Source organism: Pyxidicoccus sp. MSG2, from assembly GCF_026626705.1.
Taxonomy (GTDB): domain Bacteria; phylum Myxococcota; class Myxococcia; order Myxococcales; family Myxococcaceae; genus Myxococcus.
The window spans coordinates 116,744-135,466 of the sequence record NZ_JAPNKC010000001.1 but is presented as its reverse complement, the minus strand read 5'-3'; the positions used below and the strand labels follow the sequence as shown (position 1 = coordinate 135,466).

15 protein-coding genes are annotated in these 18,723 nt (G+C 68.9%); 9 read left to right on the top strand and 6 right to left on the bottom strand.

Annotated elements, in window-relative coordinates:
* Positions 1-32 precede the first annotated feature (32 nt).
* The 9 genes from rplC to cglE all read left to right on the top strand — a co-directional run bounded on the left by rplC (position 33) and on the right by cglE (position 13,523).
* Positions 33-704: a 50S ribosomal protein L3 gene (gene rplC, locus OV427_RS00490; protein ID WP_267854157.1), complete on the top strand. Its 672-nt coding sequence runs from the start codon at positions 33-35 to the stop codon at positions 702-704.
* A 398-nt stretch (positions 705-1,102) separates the two neighbouring features.
* Complete coding sequence (locus OV427_RS00485; protein ID WP_267854156.1) at positions 1,103-1,927, top strand: outer membrane beta-barrel domain-containing protein; 825 nt, start codon at positions 1,103-1,105, stop codon at positions 1,925-1,927.
* A 12-nt stretch (positions 1,928-1,939) separates the two neighbouring features.
* On the top strand, positions 1,940-3,142 hold the full coding sequence (locus OV427_RS00480; RefSeq protein WP_267854155.1) for an outer membrane beta-barrel domain-containing protein: 1,203 nt from the start codon (positions 1,940-1,942) through the stop codon (positions 3,140-3,142).
* Between the two features lie 23 nt (positions 3,143-3,165).
* The gene (locus OV427_RS00475) at positions 3,166-4,713 is read left to right on the top strand and encodes a tetratricopeptide repeat protein (protein ID WP_163989193.1); all 1,548 of its coding nucleotides are present in this window, start codon (positions 3,166-3,168) and stop codon (positions 4,711-4,713) included.
* Positions 4,714-4,964: 251 nt separating this feature from the next.
* Positions 4,965-8,633: a tetratricopeptide repeat protein gene (locus OV427_RS00470; protein ID WP_267854154.1), complete on the top strand. Its 3,669-nt coding sequence runs from the start codon at positions 4,965-4,967 to the stop codon at positions 8,631-8,633.
* 47 nt (positions 8,634-8,680) lie between these two features.
* Positions 8,681-10,183 (top strand): tetratricopeptide repeat protein, encoded by a 1,503-nt coding sequence (locus OV427_RS00465; RefSeq protein ID WP_267854153.1) that lies wholly within the window; start codon positions 8,681-8,683, stop codon positions 10,181-10,183.
* A 183-nt stretch (positions 10,184-10,366) separates the two neighbouring features.
* Positions 10,367-10,654 (top strand): hypothetical protein, encoded by a 288-nt coding sequence (locus OV427_RS00460; protein WP_267854152.1) that lies wholly within the window; start codon positions 10,367-10,369, stop codon positions 10,652-10,654.
* A 53-nt stretch (positions 10,655-10,707) separates the two neighbouring features.
* Positions 10,708-12,759 (top strand): AgmX/PglI C-terminal domain-containing protein, encoded by a 2,052-nt coding sequence (locus tag OV427_RS00455; RefSeq protein WP_267854151.1) that lies wholly within the window; start codon positions 10,708-10,710, stop codon positions 12,757-12,759.
* Between the two features lie 161 nt (positions 12,760-12,920).
* Positions 12,921-13,523 carry an adventurous gliding motility protein CglE gene (gene cglE / locus OV427_RS00450; protein ID WP_267854150.1) on the top strand — a complete coding sequence of 201 codons (603 nt, stop codon included), beginning with the start codon at positions 12,921-12,923 and terminating at the stop codon, positions 13,521-13,523.
* A gap of 4 nt (positions 13,524-13,527) precedes the next feature.
* Here cglE and OV427_RS00445 read toward each other — a convergent pair whose 3' ends face one another.
* The 6 genes from OV427_RS00445 to OV427_RS00420 all read right to left on the bottom strand — a co-directional run bounded on the left by OV427_RS00445 (position 13,528) and on the right by OV427_RS00420 (position 18,445).
* Complete coding sequence (locus OV427_RS00445; RefSeq protein ID WP_267854149.1) at positions 13,528-14,262, bottom strand: DUF6544 family protein; 735 nt, start codon at positions 14,260-14,262, stop codon at positions 13,528-13,530.
* Positions 14,263-14,321: 59 nt separating this feature from the next.
* The gene (locus OV427_RS00440; protein ID WP_267854148.1) at positions 14,322-15,293 is read right to left on the bottom strand and encodes an NAD(P)H-binding protein; all 972 of its coding nucleotides are present in this window, start codon (positions 15,291-15,293) and stop codon (positions 14,322-14,324) included.
* A complete protein-coding gene (locus tag OV427_RS00435; protein WP_267854147.1) occupies positions 15,262-15,885 on the bottom strand; it encodes an NAD(P)-dependent oxidoreductase in 624 nt (207 codons plus the stop codon). The genes OV427_RS00440 and OV427_RS00435 overlap by 32 nt, the downstream gene beginning before the upstream one ends.
* Positions 15,886-16,029: 144 nt before the next feature.
* Positions 16,030-16,794, bottom strand: coding sequence for an SDR family NAD(P)-dependent oxidoreductase (locus tag OV427_RS00430; RefSeq protein WP_267854146.1), 765 nt, complete (start codon positions 16,792-16,794; stop codon positions 16,030-16,032).
* Positions 16,791-17,270: a DUF1772 domain-containing protein gene (locus OV427_RS00425; RefSeq protein WP_267854145.1), complete on the bottom strand. Its 480-nt coding sequence runs from the start codon at positions 17,268-17,270 to the stop codon at positions 16,791-16,793. Before OV427_RS00425 ends, OV427_RS00430 begins: the two co-directional genes overlap by 4 nt.
* Before the next feature lie 98 nt (positions 17,271-17,368).
* The gene (locus OV427_RS00420; protein WP_267854144.1) at positions 17,369-18,445 is read right to left on the bottom strand and encodes a 2-oxoglutarate and iron-dependent oxygenase domain-containing protein; all 1,077 of its coding nucleotides are present in this window, start codon (positions 18,443-18,445) and stop codon (positions 17,369-17,371) included.
* Positions 18,446-18,723: the final 278 nt, after the last annotated feature.

Sequence of the window (18,723 nt, the reverse complement as noted above, 5' to 3'; positions counted from 1 at the left end):
TCCGCGCCACGCGCGCTGGCAGTGAGGACGACGTGAAGGGTCTGATTGGCAAGAAGGTCGGAATGACCCAGGTGTTCAACGATGAGGGCAACCTCGTCCCGGTCACCGTGATCGATGTGGGCACCTGCCAGGTCGTGGGCAAGCGCACCCCGGAGAAGGACCAGTACTCCGCGGTGACGATCGGCTTTGGTGAGATCCGCGAGAAGATTCTCAACCTGGCTGAGCGCGGCTTCTTCAAGAAGGCCAACGCTCCCTACCGCCGTCACCTGAAGGAGTTCCGCGTGACGCCGGAGGAGGCTGCCTCCTTCAACGTGGGCGACGCCGTCAAGGCGGACATGTTCGCCAAGGGCGAGCTGGTGGACGTCACGGGCGTCACCAAGGGCCGCGGCTTCTCCGGCGTCATGCGCCGCTGGAGCTTCAAGGGCTCGCAGACGAAGACGCACGGTACGCACGAGTACCAGCGTCACCCGGGCGCCATCGGTCAGCGTAAGACGCCTGGCCGTACCTACCCGAACAAGAAGATGCCGGGCCACTTCGGCGTGGAGCAGGTCACCACGCAGAACCTGACCGTCGTCGAGGTGGACGTGGAGAAGGGCCTCCTCCTCGTGAAGGGTGCCGTCCCGGGCCACAACAACGCCGTCGTCTACGTCCGGCCGAGCATCAAGGTGGCCATGCGCGCGCAGCACAAGGCCGCGCGCGGCTAGCCGCACCGGGCGCCCTGAAGTCCAGGCGCTCCTGACGCCCCGCCTCCGGGCCCGCTTCGTCGGGCATCCGGGCGGGGCGTTCGCTTTGCGGGGCGGGGGCGCTCGCCCGAAAAGACGTCACGGGTAGGTACAGGTGTGTCCCCAGAGGGGCCCTGCCTGCCCACTTCGCCACGGCCGTGTCACGCGCGCCCCCGGAAACGTTGACCGGTGGGCGCCTTGCGTCGGCGTGGGTGAAAAGAATTCAGACTCCGGGCCATCGTGGCTTGTCGCTCGTGGAAGCCGTGTGCACATGGATGCGCCACGAAGGGGCCTGATCGTCGGGTGACGCAGGCGCCCGGGATGGGGGAGGCTTCGACCTCCCGCACACGGCGGCCCACCCCACGGGCCGGGCAGGAACCATGAACGCACGCACGCTCCGCGTCTTTGCTTCGTTGGCCATGTCGCTGGCGGCGCCTGTCGCCGCGGCACAGGACGATGATGAGAAGGTCCTCGACAATGTCGTCGTCCGCAACCGGCTGTTCGAGCCGGGTGGGCACCTCGAGCTGTCGCTCGGCGTGGGCCTTCCGGTGCAGACGCACCTGACGGCGCACTACTTCTTCAACGTTGGCGTCGCCTACAACCTCTTCAACACCTTCGCGCTCGAGGCGCGCGCCGGCTACGCGGCCAGCCGCCACACCGGGCTCGCGCGCTCCATCTCCGAGAGCTTCCTGGACCGCCAGGACAAGAAGGTGACGGACGAGCTCGAGGACCTCTGGGAGATGAACCTCCACGGCGTGGCCGGCGTGAGGTGGGCGCCCATCTACGGGAAGCTCAGCCTGCTGTCCGACTTGCCCGCCCACTTCCAGGCGTACGTCTGGGCCGGTGGCGGCCTCGGCTCGTTCCAGCGCAACTCCGTCATCCAGTGCACCCAGGTGGTGGACCGGGAGCTGGGCATCTGTGACGACCGCGCGGTGCCGGAGGACCGGGGCTCGGCCTCGAGCGACTACTGGGTGAAGGAGACGCGCGTGGCCCCGGTGGTGTCCGCCGCGGTGGGCTTCCGCTTCTTCGTCCTCAACAAGCACGGCGTGCGGCTGGAGCTGCGCGACTGGGTGTTCCGCGACGCCTACCGCGTCAACCTGCTGCGCGACGACTGGGAGGCGGGGCGCGAGACGGGTGAGCCCGCGTCCAACCCGGGCTTCACGCACCTGGTGCAGTTCGACATTGGCTACACCTTCTCCTTCTAGGTCCTCCTGACTATGCGACCCATCTTCTCCCTCGCGCTCCTCGTCGCCGCCCCGGCCCTCGCGCTCGCGCAGGCGAACGTGCCCGCGCCCGGCGCCGAGACGTCCGTGCCGCCGCCGCCCGCCCAGGCCCAGCCGAAGCCGGAGGCTCCCTCCGCGCCCACGTCCCGGCCCGAGCCCGTCGTGCCCCAGGAGGCCCCGGAAGAGGCTCCGGAGTCCGACACCGCGGCCGAGGCCCCGGCGCCCGCCTCCCCGGAAGAGGCGCCCGTGGTGGCCGAGCCCCAGCCCACGCAGCCGGACGCGCCCGCCACGCCGGAGGACGCGCCCGTGCTGGCCGCCGAGGCCCCGCGCACCACCGAGGCCCAGCAGCAGCGCCTGGTGCACGGCGCGCCGCTCTACGACCCGAACGTGTCGGTGCACATCGTCCAGAAGAAGCGCTTCGCGGACGAGGGCCACCACGAGTTCGCGTTCTTCCCGGCCACGGTGCAGGTGAACGGCAAGTACACCAACCACGCCGGCTCGGCGCTCCAGTACATCTACCACCTGCAGGAGAACTTCGCGTTCCAGCTGATGGGCCAGTACAACTGGTACTCGAACGAGAGCGACTTCAACCTCGAGCTCATCGACAAGGTCCGCGAGCAGGCGCAGGCGGCCTCTTCGCTCTTGCTGGTGTGGGGCGCGCAGGCGGGCGTGGAGGTGACGCCGCTCTACGGCAAGTTCGCCTTCCTCAACGACTCGCTGGCCCAGTTCAGCGTGGTGCTCAGCGGCGGTGCGGGCGTGGGCTCCACGCGCCACCTCATCCGCCCGGAAGTGGCGAACGAGGTGGACGGCGAGCGCTTCACCGTGCCGGCCCGCTTCGGTGACACCGGCACCAAGTTCCTCGGCTCGGTGGGCGGCGGCTTCCGCCTCCAGTTCGGCGAGAACTACGCGCTGCGCATGGAGGTGAGAGACCTCATCTACACCGCCCGCGTGGACAAGGTGGACGGCTGCAACCTGGCGGACTTCGAGGCGCTGGAGGCCGCGCGCGCGGGCAACCAGGACTTCGCCACGCTGCAGCTCAGCGGCAGCTGCAAGTACGAGAAGTTCGACGGCGTGGACCCGAAGACGAAGAAGAACTACCGCGAGGACATCATCCTGGGCCGGGACCTGGTGGCCGAGCCGTCCTCGGACGTCCTCAACAACATCAGCTTCTACGCCGGCTTCTCCATCCTCTTCTGACGCACATGAAGGCACTCCTCGCCATGAAACGACTGCTCAGCTTCTTCGTCGTCCTGGCGCCGCTCGCGGTGTTCGCCCAGCAGGACGTGGGCGGTTACAACCGCGCGCTGGCCGCCTTCAACGCCGGCGACTTCGACACCGCCGCGCCCCTCTTCTTCCAGCTCTCCGAGGGCGCCGCCGACGCCGACGTGAAGGGCAAGTCGGAGTACTTCCTCGCGCAGTCGCTCGCGAAGAAGGGCCTGCCCGTCTCCGCCTTCATCTCCTACGCGGCCATCGTCAACGCCGGGCCCTCGCACCCCTCGTACCTCAAGGCGGTGGAGGGGCTCGTCGACATGCAGCAGCAATTGGACGAGCAGAACCTCATCCCCAGCATCCTCAACCAGGCGTACACCGACGAGGTGCGCGACAGGTGGGTGACGCTGCCCAAGGAGGTGCTCGCCCGCATCAACTACCTGGTGGGCACGGTGAGCCAGCGCAAGGGCCGCTTCGAGGAGGCGCGCCAGTTGCTCGAGGCCGTCCCGAAGGACAGCCGCGTCTACGCCAAGGCGCGCTACCTGCTCGGCGTCGTCCTGTCGGACCCGCGTTTCCCCGGCCGTCCCGGTGAGGGCGACGCGCTGGACAAGGAGGCCCTGTCCGCCTTCAACGCGGTGCTGTCCGCGAAGGAGCCGCAGGTGGAGCTCAAGCCCACCCAGCACCTGGCGCTGCTCAGCCTGGGCCGGCTGCACTACCGCCGCGGCGAGCAGGCGGAGGCCACCGCCGCCTACGAGCGCGTGCCCCGCTACGCTCGCTACTGGGACCAGGCCCTCTTCGAGAACGGCTTCGCGCGCTTCCAGAACGAGGACTTCGGCGGCGCGCTGGGCAGCCTCCAGGCGCTCCACGCGCCCCAGTTCGAGGGCGCCTTCCAGCCCGAGTCGTGGATTCTGAAGGCGACCGTCTACTACTACTCCTGTCTCTACGACGAGGTGAAGACCACGCTGGCGGCCTTCGACGAGCTCTACGGCCCCATGGCGAAGCAGCTCGACCCGTTCACCGGCGACGACGTGCAGCTGGTGCAGGCCTACAACCTGGTGGCCGCGGAGAACCGCCGGCTGCCGCGCCCGGTGTACCTGTGGCTGCGCAACAACGAGCGCATCCGCGAGGTGATGCGGATGCTGGACCAGGTGGACCAGGAGAAGCGCACGCTCAGCGGCGGCGGCTGGCGCGGCTCGCCCATGGCGGCCCAGACGATGGGCTCGCTCGAGGAGATTCGCGGCACGCTGCTCCAGGTCGGCGGCACCCTGGCCAAGAGCCGCATCCGCGAGGCGGCGGACAACCTGCGCACCTTCTCCGACCAGGCCGAAATCATCCGCGTGCAGACGGCGCTGGACGAGAAGGACCTGCTCCAGGCCGGCGTGGACCAGAAGGCGCTGCTGACGCGCCAGTCGCTCTACCGGCCGAAGATGCCGGGCGCGAACTACAACTACTGGAAGTTCCAGGGCGAGTTCTGGATCGACGAGATTGGTTACTATCAATACACGCTGAAGCGCGGCTGCCCGGCGAAGACGGCAGAATCCACGCAGCAGCAACAATAGACACACATGGGCCGCTGTCGCCCACGGTCGTACCCACGAGGGGGCCGCCTCCGCGCGCAGTTGGCGCCGGGGCCGCCCCCTTCGTCGTTGTCGGGCACTGGAAGAAGCTATTGCCAGACAATGAGTTACGGGCCGCAAGAGTCGTTCCACGCCACTTCTCATTCTGGGAGGGCGCGTCTACTTTCCGTCGTCCCTCGTCAATGGGTGTCTGATCGCCCGGTTGCCGGGTCGGCTTCACGGCAGGAGCTCGCATGAAGGTGGTTCTTCGTTTCGGTGCGCTGGCGGTAGGTGTCGCGCTCGCCGCCGGTGGGGTGGGAGAGGCGGCGGAATCGCCGGCCCGCAGGGCGGTGAAGAAGCCCGCCTCGGCGTCGGCGTCGAAGACCCCGGGTGCTCGGGAGAAGGGCAAGGCGTCCGACAAGAAGGCCGCGAAGCAGGAGGAGGCCAAGGCCCCTCCGCCCGGCGTGGCGCCCGAGGACGTGCGCAAGGGCCCCGCGCGGGTGAAGCCCGCCACGGCGAAGTTCGCGGACATCCCCCGCATCGCGGACTCGAAGAAGGACGCGCTCGCGGACAAGAAGCGCGACGAGGCGATTGAGGCCCTCAAGCGCCTCGTCTCCAAGCTGCACGACGACAACATGCAGAAGGCGGAGATGCTCAGCCGCCTGTCGGAGTTGTACTGGGAGAAGTCCCAGTACCTCTACCGCCTGGAGATGGACCGCTTCCTCGCGGCGGAGAAGAAGTACGACGCCGCCGTGGCGCGCGGTGAGAAGGCCGCGGAGCCGCAGCAGGACCACAAGGAGAGCGAGCGCTACCGCGCGGAGACGATGGCCATCTACGAGGACATCCTCCGCGCGTACCCGAAGTACCCCCAGCGCGACGAGATCCTCTTCTCCATGGGCTACAACCTCTACGAGCTCGGCCGCCGCGACGCCGCCGTGGCCCGCTACGAGGAGCTCATCAAGGACTTCCCGAAGTCGGAGTTCGTGCCGGATGCGTACATCCAGCTCGGCAACCACTACTTCGAGAACAACAAGCTCATCCCCGCCAAGCAGAACTACGAGAAGGCGCGCGACTCCGGCGTTCCGAAGATCTACGCGTACGCCATCTACAAGCTGTCCTGGTGTGACTACAACACCGGTGACTACGCGGAGGGCCTGAAGAAGCTCCACGAGGTGGTGGACTACTCCTCGAAGAAGGAGGAGCTGGGCGACCTGCGCACCGAGGCGCTCAACGACCTCACCGTCTTCTACGTGCAGATGGACCAGCCGAAGGAGGCCATCACCTACTTCAAGCAGAAGGCTCCCACGAAGCGGCAGGGCCGCCTCATCGCCAAGACGGCCGCGGGCCTGGTGGACGCGGGCCACTTCGACAGCGCCATCCTCACCTACCGCACGCTCGTGGACGACGAGCCCATGGGCGCCAACGCGCCCGAGTACCAGCAGGCCATCGTCCGCGCCTACGAGGGACTCCGCCAGCGCCAGCAGGTCCGCAAGGAAATGAAGCGGATGGTGGACCTCTACAGCCCCGGTGGCGAGTGGTGGACGGCCAACGAGAAGCAGGCCACCGTCCTGCGCAACGCCTTCAACGTCACCGAAGAGGCCATGCGCGTCATGGTGACGGAGTACCACCAGGAGGCGCAGAAGACGCGCCAGGTGGAGACCTACCGGCTCGCGCGCGACATCTACAAGCAGTACGTGGACGCGTTCGCCTCCAGCTCCAACCCGGAGTTCGTCGCGGACTCCGCCTTCAACATCCGCTTCTTCTACGCGGAAATCCTCTGGGCCCTCGAGGAGTGGCAGGCCGCCGCCGCCGAGTACGACGCGGTGGTGGCGTTCAAGATTCCGGACCGCGACACGGCACGCGAGGTCTCCAACGAGACCTACCGCAAGAGCGCCGCGTACAACGCCATCCTCGCCTACGACAAGCTGGTGAAGATTGAACGGGGTCAGCTTGCCAGGAGCGACCTCAAGGACGGCCAGAAGGTCGACGAGAAGAAGGACAAGGGCGACGTCGCGAAGCAGAAGATCGTCAAGCGCGACGCGAAGGAGCGTGAGGAGGAGAAGCTCACGAAGTTCGAGGAGCGCCTCGTCTCTGCGTGCGACATCTACGTGAAGCTGTACCCGGACACGCAGGACGAAATCGACCTGCGCTACCAGGCGGCCGTCATCCTCTACGACCGCAGCCACTTCGTGGACGCGGCCCGGCGCTTCGGCGAAATCATCGAGAAGTACCCCGAGGAGCGGCGCTCGCGTGACGCGGCCGACCTCACCATGTACGTGCTCGAGAGCCGCGAGGAGTGGTTCGAGCTGAGCACGCTGTCGCGGAAGTTCCTCGCCAACAAGCGGCTGTCCAAGCCCGGCACGGACTTCGCCACCCGCGTCTCCCGCGTGGTGGAGGGCAGCCACTACAAGTGGGTGGACGAGGTCGTCTACAAGAAGGAGAAGAACCCGAAGAAGGCCGCCGAGGAGTTCCTCAAGTTCGTCTCCGAGTTCCCCAGGTCGGACAACGCCGACCGCGCGCTCACCTACGTGATGGTGATTGCGCAGGAGGCGGGTGAAATCGACAAGGGCATCGAAGCGGGTGAGCGCTTCCTCAAGGAGTACCCGCGCAGCAACTTCGAGCTGAAGGCGCGCTACTCGCTGGCCGGCCTCTACGAGAAGGTGGCCGAGTACCGCAAGGCCGCCACCATGGCCGAGTCCTTCATCACCGAGTACGACGCCTCCATGAAGGCGCGCGACGCCGAGTCGAAGAAGGCGAAGGAGCGCAAGGCCACGGCGAAGAGGGACGACGTGCCGGGCGCCGTGGAGGACGCGGACTCCAAGCGCGCTCAGCGCACCGCCGAGCGCAAGGCGCTGGTGGACGAGGCCGGGACGTGGGTGGCGGACGCGCAGTTCAACGCCGGCGTCTGGTGGGAGGGCGCGGGCGAGCCGCAGAAGGCCGTGTCCGCGTACAACGCCTACGTCACGCGCTTCAAGGACCGCAAGGACGTGCCGCAGGTGGCCTTCGCCATCGCCAACGTCTGGGAGAAGGAGAAGAAGTGGAGCGAGGCGGCGAAGGCCTTCGGCTCCTTCGCGGAGACGTACGGCCGCGACTCGCGCGCCGCCGCGCCGCAGCTGTACCTGGCGCGCTACCACGAGCTGCTCGCGTACCAGCAACTGAAGAACGCGCGGGAGCAGGAGCGCGTGCAGGCGGAGCTGGTGCGCTCCTGGAACAAGCTGCCCGAGGCCGCGCGCAAGGACGTGGCGGTGCTCAACGCCTACGGCCACGTGCGCTTCCTGGCGCTGGAGCCGGCGTGGAAGCGCTACACGGACATCAAGTTCTCGCGGGTGACGACCATCCGCAGGGACCTCACCGCGAAGCAGAAGGAAATCCAGCGCGTGGAGAAGGAGTACCTCGCGGTGCTCGCCACGGGCTCGGGTGAGTGGGGCATCGCGGCGCTCACGCGCATCGGCCTCGCGTACGCGGACTTCGCGAAGAACATCATGGACTCGCCGGACCCGCAGGGGCTCGACGAGGACCAGCTCGCCATGTACCGCGGGGAGCTGGAGAACCTGGCGCTGCCGCTGGAGGACAAGGCCACCGAGGCGCTGGAGAAGGCGCTCGACAAGGCCTACGAGCTGGGCGTCTACAGCCCGTGGACGCTGGCCGCGCAGGACCAGGTGAACCGCTACCGCCCCGGCTCCTACGCGCAGGTGCGGCCGGTGGAGTACCGCACCAGTGACTCCATGGCCCGCGCCGACCTGGCGCGTGCGCCGGACGGCACGGCCGAGGCCTCGGTGACGCCCGCTCCGGCGGCCACGGAGCCCGGGACGCCCGCGCAGCCGGCCGGAAAGGCCGCGCCCGCGGACCCGGCCCAGCAGGCGCCCTCCACGCAGGAGCAGGCGCCCGCGCCCACCGCCTCGCTCGGGGAGGTGCTGCCGTGACGCGCAACCGCTTCAACTTCTTTCATGCAGGGACAGGGAAGACGCAGATGAAATGGTTCCGCTCGTTCCTCGCTGGCTCGCTGGCCTTCACCGCCGCGTGCGCGTCGGGGCCCCAGACGAAGCCCTCCGTGCTTCCGGAGACACCGGCCCCCTCGGCCGCGTCCGCCCAGAAGCCCGAGCAGGCTCCGCCCGCGCCGCAGCCGGTGCAGGCGCCCGCGCCGAAGGACGGCACCTCCTCGGAGCTGTTCGCCGCGGCGCTCCAGGCCTATGAGGCGGGTGACCTCGACAGCGCACGCCAGGGCTTCGAGAAGGCGCTCGCCAAGGACCCGCGCAGCCTCAACGCGCAGTTCAACCTGGGCGTCATCGCCGAGCGTCAGGGCCGCACCGGCGACGCGCGGGTGGCCTACGAGAAGGTGCTCCTCCTGGACCCGGGCCACGTGCCGTCCGCCGTCAACCTGGCGGTGATGCACCGCAACCAGGGGCGCGCCGATGACGCGATTGCGGTGCTCGACAAGGCGCTGAAGCAGCCGGGCCGCGAGTTCGACGCCTCGCTGCTCAACAGCCTGTCGATTACGTACCGCGTGGCGGGGAAGCTGAACGAGTCCGAGGCCGCCGCCCGCCGCGTGCTGGTGCGCAGCAAGGACAACCCGGAGGCGTACAAGAACCTGGCGCAGGTGGCGTATGCGCGCGGCCAGTTCCGGCTCGCGGAGCTGCTGGCCGGCACCGCCGTGAAGCACGCGGAGAAGGACCCGGCCATCTACAACCTGCTCGGGATGATCTCCCTGAAGCTGGAGGACCGCGCACGCGCGCTCGCCCAGTTCCAGAAGGCGGTGTCGCTCGACGAGAAGTTCGCTCCGGGCTACCTCAACCTCGGCGCCATGGCGCTGAGCTACCGCGACTACGCGGGCGCCGAGCGCTCCTTCACCAAGGTGACGGAGCTCGAGCCCGACTCCGCGGAGGCGCGCCTCTACCTCGCGTGGGCGTTGGACGGACAGAAGGGGACGGACCCGAAGAAGGGCCTGGCCGCCGGAGAGACTTTCGAGAAGGTGCTCTCCTCGCGCTCGGACCTGCCGGAGGCGGTGTGCGGCGCGGGCTGGGCGTATGCCGCGGACCGCGCGGGCTGGGAGAAGGCCATCGCCTTCCTCGACCGCTGCAAGGGCCTGCAGTCCACCACGGACCAGGACCGCCAGATGATCACCGCCAAGATGCAGGGCCTGCAGAACATGCTCAAGGCTCCGCCTCCCGAGGCGCCCGCCGCGGCCGGCGCCGAGGGCGAGAAGAAGAACGAGGCCACCGGCGGCGGTGGCTCCCTGCTCAACCAGCTGCCGCAGGAGCAGGGCGAGGCGCCTGCTGAAGGCGCCGCTCCTGCTCAGGGCGAGCCGTCCGCCGAGGGCGCGGCTCCCACGGGAGACGGTGCGTCACCTTCCGGTGACACGGCGGCGCCCGCTCAGGAGGGGGCCCAGGTGCCCGCGAGCGCCGCGCCTGGCGCTCCCTCGCAGAACGCCCCGGGCGCGCCGAGCGCGGCCCCAGCGCCCACGCAGGCGCCGTAGCGACGGCAGTTGTGGCGGTCAGGAGGTGGAAGTTTTTTCCACCTGCCGGGCCGGCACATGGCAGGCGGCAGGCAAGTTCCTTAGGATTCAGGGGCTTGGGTTTGGATCGCGCTGTGCAATGGACCCGCGGGAACCTGTTGGAAGACCCGCTGTCTCACCCGATGGAGTGATTGGAGGATGGGTATGAGGCGACTGGCATCGGTGGCGGTGGTGATGGGGCTGTGGGTGGCGCCGGCTGTGGCGGTGGCGCAGGACAACTCGAAGGACTCGGTGAAGGTCATCCAGGAGGAGGACCGCACTGTCTTCCGCAAGAAGACGGTGATCGACTTCACCGATGTCGCGGTGGAGGGCGAGCTGACGAAGCCGGAAGGCTCGTACGTGCTCCACCGCAAGAAGTCGGACTTCCAGAGCCTCATCAAGGTCCGGGAGAACTTCGATCCGGAGTTGCAGAAGTCAGTCGATAACCTCTAGGGCGGCGGCGGTTGTTCGTTTTCGGGAGCGGAAGGGAAGAAGGAAGAATCCTCATGGCGGCGGCGAAGAACAACGGCTTGACGCTTCGAATCACCGGGCCTGATGGCTCCACGGTTGAGGCCGTGTCGGAAGCGGAGAGCGTCATTGTGGGGTCGGGCGCCCAAGCGGCGGTGAAGATTCAGGATCCGCGGGTTTCCAATCTCCACGTGATGCTCAAGGTGGACAAGGATGGCTCTGTCACGGCCATCGACCTCGGCAGCGAGAGCGGCACGGAGGTGAGGGGCCAGCGACTGGTCCTCCCCACGGCGCTCACACCCGGGGATGTCCTGAAGATGGGTGGCACCCGGGTGGAGGTGCTCTTCGGAGCAGCCGAGCCCGTACGCAGTGCACCCGCGGGCGCGAAGGTGACGGGAGCGGCCTTCCAGGGCTCGTTCACTCAGCGCGCCCCGGTGGCGGTGCCGGAGGTGGTGACACCACCTGCGGTGCAGCACCCGCCGCGCATGCCGGTGCCGATGCCGGTCTCCGGCAACCGCATGGGGGCGTCGGCGTCTGGCGTCTCCGTGCGCACGGAGCGGCCGGTGACTCCGGTGGTGCCCCCCGTGGCGCCTCCGGTGGCGAACAAGGTGGGCCCGTCGGCCCAGCAGGCCCGGACGGTGACTCCGGCGGCCACGGCGAAGGTGAAGCCGCCGCTGCCGCCGCACCTCCAGGAGCCCCTGCCTCCCGAGGCCATGCCGGTCCCCGAGGCGAAGGTGCTCCAGGTGGCCATGCTCTGGGGCGACCAGATGCTGGAGGTCCAGTACTTCAAGGACGGCGTCCCCATCACCATCGGCGAGGGGAAGAAGAACTTCTTCCACGTCTTCGATCCGTCGGTGGGCCAGCGCCACGTGCTGGCGGTGAGCCGCGGCGACAAGCTGGAGGTGCGTGCCCCCGCGGGCTCGGGCCTCATCGTCACCAACCACGGCAACGTGCGCTCCAAGGACGCGCTGCGCGCGGCGGGCGCGCTCACCGGTGCGTCGGCGGCCCAGGAGCAGGTGCTCACGCTCGGCCTGCATGACCGCGTGGAGGTGTCGCTCGGCACGGTGTCCTTCGTGGCGCGCTACGTGCGGCCGTCGCAGGCCATCGCGGCGGTCTCGCTGGCCGAGGCGGACTTCACCTTCTTCAAGATTGCCAGCATCTGCCTGCTGGCGGGCCTGGCCATCGTGCTCGCGATGACGCTCACGCCGCGCGCGGAGCACCCGGAGACGACGGACATCTTCCAGGACCAGCAGCGCGTCGCGAAGTTCCTCATCACCCCGGAGAAGAAGCTCGAGCAGAAGAAGCTCCAGCTCACCGGCGTGGAGGAGGGCGCGAAGGCGAAGGACGAAGAGGGCAAGTTCGGCAAGGAGGAGGCGAAGCAGGCGGAGGCCGCTCCTTCCAAGCCGGGCACGCCGGTGGTGGACAAGAACAAGAAGGAGAAGGACCGCCAGGTGGTGGGCAAGGTCGGCCTGCTGGGCGCGTTCAAGGGGCTGAAGGGCGGGGCCTCGGACGTGTTCGGCCCCGGCGGCTTCGGCACCGGCCTCAACAACGCGCTGGGGGGCCTCAAGGGCGGCGCGGCCATGGGTGACGCGCAGGGCGTCGGTGGCCTCGGCTCTCGCGGCACGGGCACCGGCGGCGGCGGCACGGCGCTGGGCATCGGCGGCCTCGGTACGCAGGGCAATGGGCGCGGCGCGGGTGGCTCGGGTGGTATCGACCTGGGCGGGCGCGGCAAGTCCATCACCAAGGTCATCCCTGGCAAGACGACGGTGGTCGGCGGCCTCGACAAGGACGTCATCGCCAAGGTCATCCGGCGCCACCAGGGGGAGATCAAGTACTGCTACGAGTCCGAGCTGAACAAGGACCCGAGCCTCGCCGGCAAGGTGGCGGTGGCCTTCACCATCGACCCCACGGGCGCGGTGTCGGACGCCAACGTCAGCGAGACGACGCTGAACAGCTCCAAGGCGGAGCAGTGCATGATTTCCCGCATCCGCCGCTGGAAGTTCCCGGAGCCCAAGGGCGGCGGCGTGGTGTCGGTGACGTACCCCTGGATCTTCTCGCCCGCCGGTGGCGGCGAGGGTGGCGAGGGGTAGTCCCGAGCGTCGAGGCGGCAACGTAGATGTTCTCTAGTGGCGTGGACGAAGCGGTCCACGCCACTTTCATTTCCGCCCCTCGTTGCCGGAATGCGGGGGGCGTCATTAACGTCCAGCGCCGCTCCCGGGATGTACCGGGGGCACGCGTGTCGGGAGGATTCGTGAAGAAGTCCCAGCTAGTCGCCGCGCTTGCGCTGCTGTCGTCTCCGGCCCTGGCGGCCACGCCGCCGGAGGGAGTGGAGTTCCAGCCGCGCCGCGGCTTCTTCACCGAGACGGACATCGGCGTGTTCTTCACCCTCGGCGGGGAGAACGTCTATTCGAACGCGCAGACGTACCTGCAGCTCGGGCTGGGGTACGACCTGACGGAGAAGTTGTCGCTGGGGGCGCACTTCGGCCTCGGCTCGTCCGCGCAGAACTGCTTCGCGGGCTACCTGCCGGGCACGGAGACGTGCGCGCTCTCCGACAACTTCACGATGACGTTCCTGGACCTCACGGCGGCGTACCACGTGAAGGTGATGGACCGGCTGTACCTGACGCCGAAGATGGTGGCGGGCTACACGCGGTTGGACCCCGCCCCGGTGGACCCCGAAGCGGGAGACCCGGGCCGTGCCCTGAGCGCGCCGAACGCGGGCCTGGGCTTCGGAGTCGAGTACGCCACGGGCATGGACCACTTCTCCGTGGGCGCGGACCTGCTGGCCCGCTACATCATCGGGCCCAACATCACCGCGTTCTCCATCTTCCCGAAGGTGAAGTACACGTTCTGAAGCCTCAGAGGGGCCGCAGCGAGTCGACGGTGGCGCGGAAGAACTCGCCCTCGGACTCGAAGCGCGGCCCTCCGAAGAACCAGCCCGCGCGCATCCTGCGCGGCACGGTGAGCCCCGACAGGGTGTGCTCCTCCAGTATCTCGCAACCGAACGGGTAGAGGCCGAAGGCGTCTCCCGGGCGGGGCGCGCCCCAGCGCTGGAAGCTCACGCTGCGCAGGGTGCCGCCGTCACCCGATTCCAGCCGGATGTCGAAGGGCTCCTGGTCGACGGTGAAGTGGGCCACGGCGGTGCGAGGTCCCTCGGCGGTCCACGTGACGTGCGGGCCCACGAGCCAGGTCGGCACCATGGCGACCGCTTCGCCGGCCAGCCGGCCGCGGGCGGACCGGGCGATGTCCGGGCCATCGCCGCGCACCACCGGCAGAAGCCCGAGCAGCTTCCAGCGCATCTCACCGCGCCCGTCGGCATAGAGGTCATGGCCGACGATGGGCAGTCCCATCATCCGCGCGCGGGCCTTCCACAGCATGCCGTGGCTGGGAGCGTGGACCTGCGTGGCCTCGAAGGGGCACCAGCGCCCGCCCACCTTGAGCGTGCCGTGCATGGTGAGCTGCGCCGTGCGCCACAGGGGCGTTCCCATGGCAATCGCGTGGGCGAGCCAGTCCCGGGCGGGCGGCGGGAGTCCATTCAGCATCTCGGGCCGGAAGCTGTCTCGCGGTGGCGTGTCCACCAGGCGCCGAGCCACGTTGTCCTCTTCGTGGGACAGTGCAGGGGCAGGAGGGAGGTGTTCCGTGACGGTGGCGGTCATCGAGCCTCTTTTGCGTGGGACCCGGGGGCCGGGTTCCGGCCCGCCGCCGGCGCGGTCTTCCAGAGCGAGACATGGTCGTGCACGTAGTCGCGCATCGTGCGGCCGGGGCGTCCGAGCAACCGGGTGAGCGTCGGGTCCACCCGCGCGGCCTGACCGGAGCGCAGTCCCGCATGGAGCACCGTCTGGACCAGCACCTGCGAGGCGGGCAGCCCTCGCCGCGCGAGGTGCAGCAGGTAGCCGGGCATGCTGGCGGACTGGTAGCGCACGTGGATGCCGAGTGCCTCCGTCAGCGTCTCGGCGACCTCGAGGAAGGTGAAGTGCTCCGGGCCCGTGAGGGTATGGGCCTTGCCGGCATGGGCCCGCGGCGCGGCGAACACGCGGGCCGCCACTTCGGCCACGTCGCGCACGTCGACGAACGCGACGCTGCTCTTGCCCGCCGGGACGTAGATGCGCCCGTCCTCGACGATGTCGCGCCGGTACGCGTGCCCCAGGTTCTGCGCGAAGAAACCGGGCCGCAGCAGCGTCCAGCCCGTCCGCGACTGCTGCTCCAGGTGCCGCTCCACGGCGTGATGGGGGAGGAGCTTGTTCATGTCCGCCCCCACCACCGAGAGGAAGACGATGTGCCGGATGCCGCCCGCCACGGCTACGTCCACCAGCCGGTTGAGCGTGGGCTTCACGTCGGAGAGCGCCGGAGGGCGCAGCAGGAACAGCGCATCGCAGCCCGCCAGCGCGGGCTGGAACGTGCGGGCGTCCAGGAAGTCCAGCGCGACGACATCCGCCTCCGGACCGAGCACCGCGCGAGCACGCTCCACCGAACGGACCGCCGCCCGTGCAGCGATTCCCCGCGCCGCGAGGGCCCGCAGGACTTCGCGTCCCACGTTGCCGAGCGCCCCGGTGACGAGGACCCTGGAGCAGGGAGGGCCATCATCGCGCTGCTCAGCGGGCGATGAAGGGAGCTTGTCGTCCATGGCGGTGCTCCTGGAGCTCCTTGAGGATGAAGTCGGCGACGTCCGCGCGGGCCACGAAGGCTCCCGGCGGGGTCAAGGTGCTCACCCGGTATCTGCCAGTCTTCGGTCCCTGGGTCAGCTGGGAGGGACGCACCGCTGTCCAGTCCAGGCTGCTCGCGCGCAGTGCATCCAGCTCACGCTGTTTGTCCGCGACAATCCGCCCTCCGAAAAGACGGCCCACCCGCGTGGCCAGGCGCCCGATGAAGTCCTTCGCGTCGCCCGGCATGTCCACATGCGAACCCGAGACGTAGACGTAACGTCGGGGGCCCTCGGCCTCCAGCACTTCGCGGACGACGCCGCTGACATGGCTGCACGCCTGCGGGTCGTCGCGGTCCGGGCCCACCGCGCTCACCACCGCGTCCACGCCGCGCACCAGCTCGCGGATGTGCGTGGGGTCTTCCGCATCCCCCGTCAGCACGGTGAGACGCGGATGGGAATCACTGAGGGCCTCGGGCCTGCGCACGAGGACGCGCACCTCATGGCCCTCGGCGAGCGCCTGGGAGACCAGTTGACGCCCCGTTCGGCCACTCGCTCCCAGCACCGCGATTCGCATGCACGCCTCCTGGCGTCACGCGATTGCACGAGGCGCGCCGGCCCTCCATGCCGAGACAACCGTGGGGCAGGGGACACGCACGGGCCTCGCGGACGCAGGACTTGCGTGTGAGGCAGGCCGCTTGCGCAAGACCTTCGCGTGGAGTCAGGCGCCGGCCAGCCGGCCTCCGTCGATGGCGAGCGTGGCCCCGGTGATGAACGACGCCGCGTCGGAGCAGAGCCACGCCACGGTCCTCGCGACCTCTTCTGGAGCACCCATCCGCCCCATGGGGACCGCGCGGACGATGGGCGCGCGCCGCTCCTCCGGAAGCGCTTGGAGTCGGTCGGTGAGGATGGGCCCCGGCGCGACGGCGTTGATGCGGAGGCCCCGGTCCGCGTAGTCGAGCGCCGCGGACTTCGTCAGGCCGAGCACCGCGTGCTTCGTCGCGCTGTAGCCGGCCATGCCCCGGACGCCGTTGACCCCGGCGGTGGAGGACATGTTGACGATGGCGCCGCCACCACCCGAGGCCAGCATGGCGTTGATTTCATGCTTCATGGCCACGAAGAACCCGCGCAGGTTCACCGCGTAGGAGCGGTCGAAATCATCCACCGACAGCGTCGCCAGGGGACCCGGCATGTGCCCGTCCGCGGCGTTGTTGAAGGCGCAATCCAGCCGTCCGAACCGGGACACCGTCTGCGTCACCAGCGCTTCCACGGAAGCGGCGTCACCCAGGTCCGTCCGGACGGCGAGCGCCGTGCCGCCGCCCCGTCCAATGTCCTCCGCGAGCGCCCGCAGCATGTCCTCGCTCCGCGCCGCCAGGACGACGGAAGCGCCCTCCGCGGCGAACGTGCGCGCGGTCGCCGCGCCGATGCCCCGGCTCGCGCCCAGGACGATGGCGACCTTTCCCTTCAGCAGGCGCGGGCCGCTCATGACGCCACCTCGTGCTTCACGAGGGCGCCGCCCACGAGCACCCAGCCCACGGCCAGGAGCACATGCCGGCTCCAGGAAAGCTGCAGCCAGCGGTGGCCCCGCGCGGCCAGCGACGCGTCGTAGGGGCCCTCCGAGGCCGCGGCCGCCAGTGAGGTGATCTCCGGGACGAAGAACAGCCCCGATACCAGCCACGTCAGCACGTAGACGCCCAGGGCCCCGGCCAGCAGCGTCCTCCGCCCGGGTACGCGCCAGTTGAGGACGAGGGACGCCACCAGCGCGACGAGCAGCGCCGTCTGGAGGGGAATCCAGAAGGCCATCGACTTCGCGGACTGACTGCCGATGAGCGAGAGGGAAGCGGGCGGGGACTCGAACCATGCCGGCATCACGAACAGGGACTGGTTGATGCCGGCACCGAGGACCAGCCCGAACAGCAGGCTGCAGAGCAGCAGGATGTACAGCGAGCGTCGCTTCATCATGGGGGACCTCCAGGGGACGCGAGCGCCGCGTCCCCCACCATGATGGGAAGATGCTTGAACCACTTCAATGATTGGACAGGTTAAATTGTGTTAAGCCCCTACGCCACGGCGCGCTGGCGCACTCGCACAGGCGCGGAGGCCACCACGGCTTCCTCCTTCAGGCCTGCGAGCGTCGTGAGCCGGTTCTCGTCGAGGATGCGCCGCGTGGTGACGCGGTCCGGGTAGCACCGCATGAACATGTTCGTGAAGTGCGTGCCGTAGTGGATGAACTCCCCACTCGGAGGCCCCAGCAGCGGGCGGACGCAGGTGTTGAAGGCCGGCTCGTGGAAGTAGGCCATCGAGTAGCGCTCCCGCGTGTTGAGCCGGACCTTGTGCGGCGTGGAGAGCAGCTGGCCGTGGGTAATGAATTGCAGGATGTCACCGGGGAACACGGTGAGCACCTTCGGCACCGGTTTGACGAAGGTCCACGGCTCTTCATTCTCATACATGCCGGCGGAGCTCTCGGTGGGCAGCCAGTTCCGGTTCCGCTGCTCGCCCTCCACCGGCGGACGGACGAGCAGGCCGCCCACGTCATCCTGCGCGGCGATGACCAGCAGCCCGTAGTCGGTATGGGCGCCAATGCCTCGCGCCGACTTCGACGACAGCGCGGGGAAGCGCAGCACGCGCATGTGATGCCAGCCGTCGTGGGTCAGCCGCGTCAGCGCGTTGATTTCCAGCCCCAGCCCCAGCGCCGTGAGCTCCAGCAGGCGCTCTCCGACGGAGCCCAGCTCGTCGGTGAAGGCCTTCATTCCCAGGCGATAGTCCTCGTCGGGCCAGGGCGCCGGTCCGTGACACGGCCACCTCCCGTGCACGCGCCCGTCTTCCAGCGACACGTCCTTGCAGACGGTGAAGATCTCCGAGGAGTCGGCCTCGCCCGCGGTGACTTCCTCGCCGGACGCGATGTAGCCGCTATAGGTCAAATCACTGACGCAGCGGGCCTTGGCTTCCAATGGCATCCGGAAGAAGCGGCGGCTCACCTCGAACGCGCGCTCGGTCTTCCCGTCCTGCTCGGCGCTCATGGCGACCTGGAAGATGCCGTCGCGTTTCCACGCGCGAATCATCCGGTCCGCCAATTCCATGTCAGAGGGCTGCCCGGAGACGGACTCCGGCAGGGAAAACGTCTGCAAGTCACTCATGGAGGGGGCTCTCGACTGCCGTTGCGGGCCGGGGGTAGCCCGTCAGAGCGGCGCGTCTGGGGGACCTCCGAGAGGACGTCGAGTGACAAAGACTCGGTACGGAGGAAAATATCAACCAGACTGTCCAGAACCTAAAGTGTAGAGCAGAACGACGTCAACCTGCCCTCCGGGGAGGGGTGTGCTGTCTGGGTTGTGTTTCAGGCGCAGGAGAGAGCGATTGAGTGTCTCGGGCCCCGAAAGCACATGGGAGCCGGCCGGTGCTGAACCGGGCGGCTCCC